This is a genomic window from Zunongwangia mangrovi (assembly GCF_900112105.1).
Lineage (GTDB): Bacteria > Bacteroidota > Bacteroidia > Flavobacteriales > Flavobacteriaceae > Zunongwangia > Zunongwangia mangrovi.
In genome coordinates this window covers 92,818-105,299 of record NZ_FOKV01000002.1, presented here as the reverse complement: position 1 = coordinate 105,299, position 12,482 = coordinate 92,818, and the positions used below count along the sequence as shown (strand labels likewise).

Below are 12,482 nucleotides of genomic sequence, written 5' to 3'. Positions count from 1 at the left end.
ATACAACAATTAAAATTAAGATTATGAAGAGGACATTAAATAAAATTGCAGCTGTATTTTTCGCAGCAAGCGTATTAGTAAGTTGCGATGCTATTCAAAATGCAAACAATAAACAAAAAGGAGCTGTTATAGGATCTGCTGGTGGTGCAGCCATTGGTGGAGTTATTGGGAATAACACTGGAGATGGAAATACTGCTTTAGGTGCCATTATTGGTGGTGTTGTAGGTGGTGCAGCCGGTGCTTACATTGGTAATAGAATGGATAAGCAGGCCAAAGAAATTGAAACTGAAGTTCCAGGAGCTGAAGTAGAACGTGTAGGAGAAGGTATCAACGTAACTTTCGATGAAAACAGCGGTGTTTATTTTGCTACTGAAAAATATAATATTAATGGAAAGTCTGAAGAAACTTTAGATAAATTAGCAGGAATCTTTAAAGAATATCCAGATACTAATATTTTAGTTGAAGGGCATACTGATAATACTGGTAGTGATAGTTACAATTTAACTTTATCTAAAAACAGAGCACAGGCAGTCACGAATTACCTAACCGATCATGGAATTTCAGCCAGTAGATTTGATACTAAATGGTATGGTGAATCTCAACCAAAATATGATAATTCTACAGCTGAAGGTCGTTCTAAAAATAGAAGGGTAGAAATTGCTATTGTTGCCAACGAAGAGCTTAAGCAAGAAGCTGAACAGCAAACTTCAGAGAACTAAGATATCTTACGGTTTAAAATATAAAATCAAGCCACCTTTTTCGGGTGGTTTTTTATTTGAAGGGAAATCGTAATACAATTGATAGTCCGTTAATGGATTGCTAAATACGAGTTAAACCCATCTAAACAGCCTTGTGAAAAGCTGAGTAGGTTCGTATCTTCAAGCTAACTAATAAAAAAATCAATTTATATGAAGACTGTTGATAAAATGGAGGTGTTGCATAGCCAGTCTGCTGAATATATTCAGCAAGGCGAAACCGGTAAATTTCTTAAACTAATTCCAGATACATTTTTAATTAAAGGAAAAGAGAAAGACGGTGTTTTTAACCAGGGATATGCAATAAGACATATAAACAGAAGAGATATTATCCTAATCGATGTTGTTGAAGAGGATACCAAAGCAGCCGTTAAAAAGTTAGTTGACGAAGGTTACCAGATCAAAGGAATTCTTATCACCTGTGATGGTATTTTGGATGATGCGTATGCCAATCTAAAAACAATTTCTGAAGATGCTAACGGAGCTCCAATCTACGCGCATCCAAGAAACAATTTTAAAGACGATTTTAAAACAAAAGATATTACTACTCAGGCTAACGATCTTAAACATTTTGGAATTAAAGTAATTGATCTTCCAGGAAATGGTGGAGCTTCAGTTTTAGTATATTCTGAAATTAATGACGGAATGTTATTTCCGGGGGACGATGCTGTGGGATCTGACTATGATTCAGAATTAAATACATTTAAGCGTCCAGAAATGAAGCGTGAAAACGACGATTTTGGTCTTGCTGAAAGTTGGAATGCTTTTGAAGATGAATTTACCTATTTTTTCCCAAGAAAAGGAAAACCCGCTTTTAATGTAGATGAAGGTCAGCAGATCGATATTCTTAACGGTTTAAGCCGAACCAAATAATATAAACCGCTCCGACAAATAGGAGAGTAGTACCCTGTAATTTTTCAAATTGAAGATTACAGGGTATTTTTTTTGCTGAATATAATTGAAGTTTCATTTATGATTGAATAGACTAATCTCTTATCCATAGAAGCTGCTACTTAAAATGATTATAGTTTTTCCATCTTTCCACGATTTCTAAAAACTATGCGAAAATTGTTTAATTTCAATATAACTTATTGTTAAAGAGGTTATTTCTTCTATCGCTTATTCTTAATTTAAGGGATAAAAGAAACCAACTATGTCAAAATTAAACGTCACTCAGAAACTTATTAAAGAGCATCTACTTGAAGGAGATATGATGACTCCCGGAAAAGAGATTGGGATCAAGATTGACCAGGCTTTGCTTCAGGATGCTACAGGAACTTTAGTGCAATTAGAGCTAGAAGCCATGGGTCTAAAAAAAGCACAAACCGAAGTCGCTGTACAATATGTAGATCACAATCTATTACAAACCGATTTTAAAAATGCCGATGATCATAAATTTTTACTTTCTGCTGCTAGAAAGTTTGGTTTATGGTTTAGCCGTCCAGGAAATGGAGTTAGTCACCCTGTGCACATGGAGCGTTTTGGAAAACCGGGGAAAACTTTAGTAGGATCAGATAGTCACACCCCGGCAGCAGGTTCTTTGGGAATGCTAGCCATAGGTACCGGTGGTTTGGATGTTGCGGCAGCAATTGCAGGACAGCCATATTATGTGAAAATGCCACAGGTAATGGGTGTGAAATTAACTGGGAAATTACCAGACTGGGTAAGTGCAAAAGATGTGATCTTGGAAATGCTTCGCCGCTATGACGTTAAAGGCGGAGTAGGAAAAATTATTGAGTACTACGGCCCGGGTGTAGATACACTTAGCGCGATGGATCGTCACGTCATTGCAAATATGGGAGCTGAACTTGGTGCAACTACCACGGTTTTTCCTAGTGATCAGGAAACTAAAAAATTCTTGAAAGCACAGCAGAGAGAAGAAGATTGGGTAGAATTATTGCCAGATGAAGGTTGTGAGTACGAACTTAATGATGAGATAAATTTAAGCGAGTTAATTCCTTTAATCGCTTTACCAACCAGTCCGGGAAATGTTGTTCCGATAGAAGAAGTGGCTGGTAAAAAAATAAGTCAGGCAGTTATTGGTTCTTCTGCAAATCCTGGATTACGTGATTTTTGGATAGCTGGTGCTATAGTTAAAGATAAATCTGTTCATCCAGATGTTTCCTTAGATATAAATCCAACTTCCAGACAGATCATCCAAAATATGATCGATAATCGTGCTTTTGCCAATCTTATAAAAGCAGGTGGTCGTTTTCACCAATCTGGATGTATGGGATGTATAGGGATGGGACAAGCGCCAGCTTCAGGAACCATTAGTTTAAGAACTATGCCGAGAAACTTCCCAGATCGTAGTGGAACAAAAGATGACCAGGTTCATTTAGTAAGCCCAGAAACTGCGGCAGCTTCAGCATTAACAGGAGAAATTACAGATCCTAGGGATTTAGAAAAAATCTTCGATATGAAATATCCAAAATATGAAGCTCCAGAAATAGAGATTATTAATGAGGATATGCTTGTGGCTCCTGCTGAAAAAGGGGAAGAAGTAAAATTAGAAAAAGGACCAAATATTAAATCGCTTCCTACAATAGAACCTTTAGCAGATGAAATTGATGTACCGGTTCTTTTAAAAATGGGCGATAATATTTCTACAGATGAAATCTTAAAAGCGGGTGCTGAAGTTTTACCATTTAGAAGTAACCTCCCCGAGATCAGTAAATTTGCATTTACAGTAGTCGATGAAACTTTCTACGATCGTGCTATGGAAGCCAAAGAAAAGGAGGGAGGCCATATTGTAGTTGCTAAAGATAATTATGCACAGGGCTCTAGCCGTGAACATGCCGCAATTGCTCCTAAATATTTAGGTCAGCACGCTGTTATTGCCAATAGTTACGCGAGAATTGCATGGCAAAATCTAGTGAATTTTGGGATTCTACCATTAGAATTCATTGACGAATCAGACTATGATAAAATCGAGCAAGGTGATACGGTAAGTTTTAAAAACTTACGTGAAGATGTAGAAAATCGTAATAATATTAAGGTTGTCGTGAAAAAGGAAAACGGAGATAATACCGAATTTGAGACAAAGCATACCTTAAGTGACCGCCAAATTACTGTCCTTCTAAAAGGAGGTATCATTAACGAGTTTAAGGAACGCTTAAAAGAAGAGCAAGTGCAAGAAGAGGCATAAGCTTTAAAGGCAAATGCTTTGAAAATACAAATGAAAAAACCCTTTCAGATTTCTGAAAGGGTTTTTAAAGTTTAGCTATTTATGTTTGGGAAATAACTATCTTCAATATGGTTTTAATGCGTTTGCATTTGTCCTTTTTTCTTATCTAGTTGTTTATCTAGATCTTTTACTGTTTGTGCGGCTGCAGCTTCGAAAGAATCGGCATTAGATTCAGCAAATATTTGTGGCCCGGGAATACTTAATTTTATATTACAAATAAACCCTTTGTCGTCATCGGCGTGGTTTCTTTTAAAATGTACTTCAGCACGTGTAATGAAGTCATATTTTCTCTCTATTTTTTCGAGCTTTTCATTTACAAAGTTCTGCAAACGTTCGCTTTTACTTAAAGCAACAAATTGATAAATCGTTTCCATAAAAGTTTTTTTTGATAGGCCTAAGAAAGCTAATAATCGTTATTTAGACAAGTTTTTGTGGCTTCTTTTAGAAACAATTAAGATAGATTTAAAAATTTATAGGTTTCTATGTGTTAATCTCAAATTTTTTAGAATATCACCCCTTTTTTTATAGGGGTTAGTTTTATAAAAAACTATATTTTATCAATATTACCCTAAATTTTTAGGTGTTACTTCTTTTTTATTTTTGAATAATGGCCTAAAAGTGCTTTTAAATGGAATTAAGAGAAACTTTAGTCAATTTTAGTTGAATTATATTACTATTTTTCTAAAGAACACGAGCGATTAATAAAAACATCGGTTAAGTGTAAAATTAGAATTTGTTTTGTATCTTATACTATTGATTTTAAATACAATAGAAATGAAAAATTATAGTCAAAAATATATAAAATCGAGTATAAAATTATATTCCAGGTTTGTTGTAATTCTTGGAATTTTAATACTTGTAAGCTGTGGTGCGACAGATTATACTGTGAAGGATATAACTAGTTTTGAAGACTTGAAAAGCTTTGCACAGAAAAAGGAATTCGAAATTGAAAATAGATGGGCAAATCCCATGAGAGCAAATACTGTAACTTTTATTAATAACCCAAATTTTAATAGCGGTAACGTAAACCTAATAGGCAATACTAATTACATAAAATTCAAGGGAGATTCTGTAGATATTTATTTGCCATATTTTGGCGTTCGGCAAATGGGTGGCGGTTATAATGATCGTAGCGGAATTAAATTTGAAGGAATACCGCAAGATCTGGAAATTACGGAAAACGAAAATAAAAAGTATGTGCGCTACGAATTTACGGCTAATGATGAAACAGAGAACTATCAGTTTTTTATCACTTTATACGCAAATGGTAATGCCAGTACATCTGTAAATAGCTCGCAAAGAGATAATATTTCTTATACCGGTAAATTTGATCGCTTAGAAGAGGAAGAACAGGACGAAAGTGAAATTGGAAAATAAGAGCGTATTTGAAAAGTATAATTATAATTATTCTAATAGAGCTAAGGTTTGTATTATTCTATTTTACATAATATAAATTATAGGTCAATACTGGATCATTACAATAATATCAATTACGAGCTACTAAATCTTTTTAAAAAAAATACAAATACGAATCCAACTGCCATCCCTATAAAAAGAGCTCTTATAATTCCATAGTGTTGAGTATCCTGAAAAAAATAAACATTTAAAAAAGCCAGTTAATAAACCGATAATGCCTAAAAGCTTTGGGTTCGATAAATTCATTTAAATAAAGTTTATTTATAGTAAAAGCATCTTAAATATAGTATTTTTTAAGGGTATTATCTAAAATCCAATATTATTTCAAAAAAAAAAGCCCATCATTTCTGATGGGCTTTTTGATAAACCTTGAAAAAATATATGTTATATAACTTCTACGTTTACTGCGTTTAATCCTCTTTTACCTTCCTGAAGATCAAATTTAACCTCGTCGCCTTCGCGTACTTCGTCAATTAAACCTGTTACGTGTACAAAGTGATCTTTGTCTACTCCTTCTTCAGTGATAAATCCAAATCCTTTAGTGTCATTAAAGAATTTTACTGTTCCTTTATTCATTTTAATATATTAAATTATGTGGTACAAAGGTGAAACTAATATTTGGATAAAACACTATAAGTTAGATTTATTTTGAATTTTAATTTTTTGATATTCAGCCATTTAATATTTATCCGTCTATAATTGCACAAAAGTACTATAATTTAATGATCAAGTAATTGATTATATCTTCCGTAGAAGTCTCTAAAATTTTCACCTTAATAGCTAAATCGATATATATTTTAATTTTGTTTTTAACTTCATGGAAATTAGTTGTTTATATTTTAAAATATGATTTGGAAATCATCAATTTCACCTCTCGGTCCTATAAGTAAACTAAGGCACTATTACCCAAACAAAAAAGAGCTGCCCACTAACGGACAGCCCTTTCATACTAAAAATCAAACTGCACTACAAACTACTTGTCTTAATTAGAATTATTTACAATTACATTTGTGCCTTTATGATCACCGGAAAGTGATCTGAAACAAATTTAGGACCGCGCTGCGCATCTAAAACCTGATAACTTTTAATATTCACATCTCCCTGGTAAAATACATAATCGATACGATCTCTATCCTGATTTGGCTCTAACTGAAAACCATTAAAGGTATATGTTGGGCCATATTTTTTTTCAGCATTTAACTTTGTATCTAGTAATTTTAGACTTTCACCTTTATCTGAGATCATTGTTTTATAAGCTTCAGAAGACGGTGGAACATTAAAATCGCCCGTTACAAAAACAGGAGTTCCTTTAGTGATCTTTTCTGCAATGATATTTCGTATTAAAGTGGCACTTTCTTTACGAGCTTCAGTTCCTACATGATCAAAATGGGTATTAAAGAAAAAGAATAATTTTTTATCTTTTTTTCTTCGGAATTTTGCCCAGGTTACGATTCGTGGTAACGCGGCATCCCATCCTTTAGAGCCAACAACTTCTGGAGTTTCAGATAACCAAAGAGTGCCACTATCCAAAACTTCAAAGGCATCTTTTTTATAGAAAATAGGCGAAAACTCACCTTTCTTACCTCCTCTTCTACCCACACCAATATGCGCGTATTCATCCAAACCACTTTGCATATCTTCTAATTGCGAGTACAATACTTCCTGAGCTCCAAAAACATCGATATCTTTAAATTTCACCATTTCGTTGAACCAGTCTTTACGATAGTTCCAATAATTGATACCGTCATTTTCAGTAGCCATTCTAATATTACTACTCATAATTGTTAATGAACCTTCCTGTGCACTAAGTGTTAAAGCAAAGAAGAAAAGTAATACGCCTAAAATTCTATTTTTCATTCTAATTTTAATTTATTCCCAACCGGGATTTTGTTCTAAATTTGGATTTAGTTGTAATTCGATTCGTGGTATTGGATAAAGATAATCTCTATTTTCATCAAAACTTCTGTTATTAAAGTTGGGCTGTGGATCGATAAGATTGTTAGCACTTAGATAAACATCAGATCCTAATCTTAGATACTGAATTCCTTCTACCTGGTTTCCTGGAGCATCACCTTCGTAAAACACAACATCTGTATCGCCATCGCCTTCAAAATCATATTCACCCGGGCCTGGCACATACAATCCTCGCAAAGGTCTTGTGATAAACTGTCCTGCTTCCCATCTAACGATATCATCCCAAAAGAAATTCTCCATATAAAGTTCGATTCTGCGTTCTCTTCTAATTTCGAGGATAAGTCCGTTATTGCTTCCGTTTACCTGTGGGTATTGATCCTGCATGTAAGGATCTGGATCATTATTAACTTCAGTAATCGATAAATGAGGCATAGCCACGCGATCTCTAAGCAAATTTATAGAATTATCTATATCTGCCTGTGTTGCTGTTCCCAATTCAGCTTTAGCTTCAGCAAAATTCAATAAAATTTCACCAAATCTAAAAATTGGTAGGTCTGTGATAGATTGTTCGTTGGTGTCGTATTGCGGCTCAGTTACATATTTAATGATCTGGTAACCGGTTACCGTTGCACCTAAATTAGGTGGAAGTTCTTGTGTTTGTCCTTTACGAGTATAGCCCGGAGTTCTAATGGTTTGCGAAAGTCTAGGATCACGATTGGCTACTTCTTCAGTAAAGAATATCTGGTTGTAATTTGGTTGGTCTGTAAACCTGGTGCCATCTGCATTAAGATAAGTGTTCACCAAATCTTTAGGCATGCCAGGACGCCCGTAAGAAGAAGTCGTCGTGTAATAATTTACATTGTGAGTCACATCGATATCGCGCGTAAACTCTCTGGACATAATAACTTCAGCTCCGTTAACGTCATGCTCATTAAACAAATTTAAATAATCTGTATTTGGATTTCCTGAAGAATAAACACCGTAAGGCGAATTGTTCATTAATTCTTCTGAAGCATCGATTGAAGCTTGTAAATAGGTTTCGTAACCACTTATACCACGATATTTCTCGTATATTCCTTCATATAATCCCACTCTGGATTTTAAGGCTAAAGCAGTGTATTTGGTTACCGTATAAGTTTGCTGTTCTTCGTTTAGATCTTCGATAGCAATATCAAGATCTTCTAAAATCTTATCTACGATAAACTGTCGACTATCTCTTGGTTTTTGTAGACTTTCCTCGTCATCTGGATCGATCGTATAATCGTAATAAGGAACAGCCCCAAAGCGTTTCAATTTATCAAAATAAAAATAAGCTCTAAAGAATCTGGCTACACCGCCATAGTGAGCGATGGCAGCTGCATCGTCACCTCTTTGATAATTTTCTAAAAAGTAATTGATATCACGAAGATATCCCCAATCCCAACCGCCACCAGTGGTTGGAATAGTACGAGCGCTACGCATTTCTTCACTTAAAGTAGTCTCTAGAATATTTCCTGCCCTGTTGTCACCATTATAGATTGAAATGCTAGGCAACATTCTATAAAAACCATTGGTATATAATTGTAAATCGCTGGCTTTTGTAAAGAAGTTATCCTCGGTAACATCAGATAATGGTTCTTTATTTAAAAGATCATCACTACAGCCAAATAATGTTGCTATAAGTAAGATGAATAGTATTTTAATATTTTTCATCATCATAATTTTAAAATTGAAGGGATAGCCCAATCGAATAGGTTTCGTTAAACGGAATTGTTTGTGCAGTACCTCGATTCGAAGAAGTTGAAGGCTGGTTTAGGTTTACTGAATTACTTGCCGCTTCTGGATCGATATAATCTGTTAGCGAAGTAAAAGTTAGCAGGTTTTCCCCACTAAAATAGATCCTGAATTTGCTAACATTGAACTTTTCTGTAATCCTTTTTGGGATGGTATATCCTAGGCTTAGGTTCTTAAGTCTTAAATACGCAACACTTTGCAGATACCTGTCGTTTATTGCGCCTAAAGCATCATTATCTGATAAGGCGATATAACCAAATAATCTAGGGAAATAAGCATCTCTATTATCTGGAGACCAGATATTATTCGCAAGGTCTTTACGAATAAAAGTATCATAAGGACGGTTATACATAGCCCAGAAGATTCTGGAATCTGTATTAGGATACCAGTCTTGTTCACCTACCCCCTGAAAGAATGCAGACAGATCGAAACCTTTCCATGCGGCATTTACTCTAAAACTATACAAATATTGCGGAGCTGTATTTCCTATTTTTCTACGGTCTCCTGGATCCTGAAGTGTATTTTCACCTTCGTCGATAACACCGTCTCCATTTAGATCTACATAACGCACATCTCCTGGTTGCAATCCGCCATTTGCGGTAATACGATTAGCGACACGAGTTTGATCTGCGTGGCCTACTATTTCTTCTTCGGTTTGAAATAATCCATCTACGTGATATCCCCAAAGTTCTCCAATGGTCATCCCTTCATAATAATCTAATAAACTGTTATTGGGATTATCGAATCTTGTAATTTCTGTAACCGAATTTGATAGATTCCCTGTAATGCCGAAGCTTAAAGGAGATTTAGCCACTTCAAAAGTATGATTGTAGCCTAAACTTAATTCAAAACCGCGAGTTCTTAAATCGGCTACGTTTTCCTGTGGAGAACTGGTTCCCAAAACACTAGGTAAAGTTGCTCCTTGGGTAAGCATTCCATCGGTATTTCTTTGAAACCAGTCGAAAGTGATATTTATATCATTATCGAAAAGCGCAATATCTGTCCCAATATCAAAGGTTTTTACTTCTTCCCATGAGATCTCACGAGGATTTAAACCTGGAGCCGAGATATAATCTAAAGTTCTTCCGTTAAGTGCAAAGTTGCTATCTATATTCTTATTCAGCGTAGGCATGTATGCATAATTAGCAACCTCTTGATTACCCAAAGAGCCGTACGAAGCTCTTAATTTAAATAGATTGAAGGTATTATCTAAACCAGAAAAGAAATCTTCTTTATTGATTAACCAACCTCCTGAAACCGATGGAAAGAATCCCCAACGCTCTTCTTCAGGAAATCTTGAAGTTCCATCATAACGACCGTTCACTTCTAATAAATATTTGTCTTTGTAATCGTAGGATAATCTATAGAAAACTCCTTGTAAAGCCCATTCTGCAGCACTTCCTAAAGCTTCTGGATTACTGGTGGCTAATCCTAAAGAGTTTAGATCGTCTGAAATACTATTTTGTTTGCTTGCCGTGGTGCTTTTGGTATAAAAAGTTTCCTGATTAAAACCTAAAGTAGCTTTTAAACTATGATCACCAAATTGATGCCTGTAATCACCATATACATTAAAAGCATCGTATTTAAAGCGCGTATTATATTCTGTTAACTGGTCTGTTCCCATAGTATTCACTTCACCGGGATAAATAGAATAAGGAACATTTACAGATCTTTGATAGCGATTATAATTTGTTCTTCTATATGCGTAACTGGCAGTAACGTCCAGACCTTTAAAAGGATTTATTTTAAGTGTTGCGATATTAGAGAATTCTCCTTCTTCAGTCTCCTGTTTAGCTTTACCATAAAGTAAAGAAGCGTAGGCACCGTCACCAATCGTATAATTATTAAGTTCTGTTCGCCATGTAGCTGTACCATCTGGATTTTGCGGCATATAAGAAGGTAAACCATGAACATAGATATTCCCACTAAATTGATCGTTCCATCCATACTGACTACCACCATGCTTTAGATCGTTAGAACTATTGTATTGCATATTGTTGGTAAAACTAAGCCAGTCATTAATTTCCATTTCCAGTTTACCACGCAGGTTATAAATCTTATAGTGATCGTCCTGGACTTTTAATATTCCTTCACTGTTATAGTTACGATACGAGAAGAATCCTTTTATTTTTTCTGAACCTCCAGAAACCGATACATTGTAGATCTGCGTTGGATAGCTATCTCTAAAGAAGTAATCCCACCAATCTGTATGACCATAATAAATGTATTGTTCTCTTCCATTTCGAATATCTGTTTCCACTCGGGCTAAAGAAGGATCCTGCGAAACTTCATAAATGTTTTGGTAATCTTCTTCGTTATAACCGGTATAACTTCTACCAACAGCTGTTCTGAAAGATTCATCTACAAGCATCACCGCCTGATAAGGATCGGTTAAATAATCAGTATTAATGGTAGGCGAATTCCATGCTGTTGTGGCATCTACACTTACAGTTAAATTACCTTCGCTTGGATTTTTAGTACTAATAAGTACAACACCAAAAGCTCCACGAGCACCATAAATAGCTGAAGCTCCTGCATCTTTTAAAACACTTATAGATTCTATATCATTTGGGTTAAGATTATTAATGTCACCTTCTACTCCATCGATAATCACCAAAGGTTCACCTCCGTTTATAGATGTAAATCCTCGAATATTGATTCTTGGTTCTGCAGCAGGATCACCACTACTTTGGGTAACGTTTAACCCTGGGCTTAATCCTTGTAAACCTGCAGAAACATCTGCAATTGGACGTTGCTGAATTTGCTGAGCATCTACTTTACTAACAGCATCAACAAGGGTCTCTCTACTAGTTTGCCCATACCCAACTAAAACAACTTCTTCTAAACTTGCTGCATCAGTCTGCAAAATAATATCGATCTCAGTTTGATTTTCGATAGTTACGATCTGTTTTTTATATCCCATATAGGTCACGCTAAGCGAAGTTGCATCTGCCGGAATTTCTAAGCTAAAATTTCCTTCAAAATCTGTAGCGGTTCCAATATTGGTGTCCTGAACAAAAACACTTGCTCCTGGAATAGGTAAATTCTCGCTATCGGTTACTGTCCCGGTAATTATTCGCTGTTGCTGAATTTCAGTTTTATTCAGTTTAAGAGCGATAGTAGATTTTTTTCTGATGTAAGAGAGTGGGACAATTTTTTTAAGTCGGTTTAATTCATTTTCAACTCCGTTATTTTCCGGAGAAAAATCGGTTACAGAAACTTCTTTAAAAGCTCTTGTATTATATACAAAATTGATGTTTCCGTAGTTTTTGGCTAAAAGCTGTACAATTTCATCCAGGTTTGTGGATTTAACTGTCTTTGCCTTTAATTGCTGAATTCCTATTCCATAGATCATCAGCATAAAAATTGTCGTGGTTATTAACCGCCAACGCTTTTTGGTTGTTTTCATTTTAATAATTGTTCTTTATTAATAGTTA

General features: G+C 35.1%; 9 protein-coding genes. 4 read left to right on the top strand and 5 right to left on the bottom strand.

Annotated features, from left to right (window positions below; translation table 11 throughout):
* Window positions 1-23 precede the first annotated feature (23 nt).
* The 3 genes from BM201_RS06675 (at window position 24) to BM201_RS06665 (ending at window position 3,903) form a co-directional block, all read left to right on the top strand.
* Window positions 24-719 carry a YiaD family glycine zipper/OmpA-like lipoprotein gene (locus tag BM201_RS06675; protein WP_092540884.1) on the top strand — a complete coding sequence of 232 codons (696 nt, stop codon included), beginning with the start codon at window positions 24-26 and terminating at the stop codon, window positions 717-719.
* A gap of 189 nt (window positions 720-908) precedes the next feature.
* Window positions 909-1,628: an MBL fold metallo-hydrolase gene (locus tag BM201_RS06670; RefSeq protein WP_092540882.1), complete on the top strand. Its 720-nt coding sequence runs from the start codon at window positions 909-911 to the stop codon at window positions 1,626-1,628.
* A 280-nt stretch (window positions 1,629-1,908) separates the two neighbouring features.
* Entirely contained in the window at window positions 1,909-3,903 is a 1,995-nt protein-coding gene (locus tag BM201_RS06665) for an aconitate hydratase (RefSeq protein ID WP_092540880.1), read from the top strand.
* Between the two features lie 113 nt (window positions 3,904-4,016).
* On the opposite strand, the gene hpf is transcribed toward BM201_RS06665, so the two are convergent.
* Window positions 4,017-4,316, bottom strand: a complete 300-nt coding sequence (gene hpf / locus BM201_RS06660; RefSeq protein ID WP_092540878.1) for a ribosome hibernation-promoting factor, HPF/YfiA family — start codon at window positions 4,314-4,316, stop codon at window positions 4,017-4,019.
* A gap of 400 nt (window positions 4,317-4,716) precedes the next feature.
* Between hpf and BM201_RS06655 the strand changes: the two genes are divergently transcribed.
* Window positions 4,717-5,319, top strand: a complete 603-nt coding sequence (locus tag BM201_RS06655) for a DUF4251 domain-containing protein (RefSeq protein ID WP_092540876.1) — start codon at window positions 4,717-4,719, stop codon at window positions 5,317-5,319.
* 423 nt (window positions 5,320-5,742) lie between these two features.
* Here BM201_RS06655 and BM201_RS06650 read toward each other — a convergent pair whose 3' ends face one another.
* The 4 genes from BM201_RS06650 to BM201_RS06635 form a co-directional block, all read right to left on the bottom strand.
* Entirely contained in the window at window positions 5,743-5,934 is a 192-nt protein-coding gene (locus tag BM201_RS06650) for a cold-shock protein (RefSeq protein WP_092540874.1), read from the bottom strand.
* 426 nt (window positions 5,935-6,360) lie between these two features.
* Window positions 6,361-7,215 (bottom strand): endonuclease/exonuclease/phosphatase family protein, encoded by an 855-nt coding sequence (locus tag BM201_RS06645; RefSeq protein ID WP_092540873.1) that lies wholly within the window; start codon window positions 7,213-7,215, stop codon window positions 6,361-6,363.
* 12 nt (window positions 7,216-7,227) lie between these two features.
* Window positions 7,228-8,964 (bottom strand): RagB/SusD family nutrient uptake outer membrane protein, encoded by a 1,737-nt coding sequence (locus BM201_RS06640; protein ID WP_092541528.1) that lies wholly within the window; start codon window positions 8,962-8,964, stop codon window positions 7,228-7,230.
* Window positions 8,965-8,974: 10 nt separating this feature from the next.
* Entirely contained in the window at window positions 8,975-12,454 is a 3,480-nt protein-coding gene (locus BM201_RS06635) for a SusC/RagA family TonB-linked outer membrane protein (RefSeq protein ID WP_092540871.1), read from the bottom strand.
* Between the last annotated feature and the right edge of the window lie 28 nt (window positions 12,455-12,482).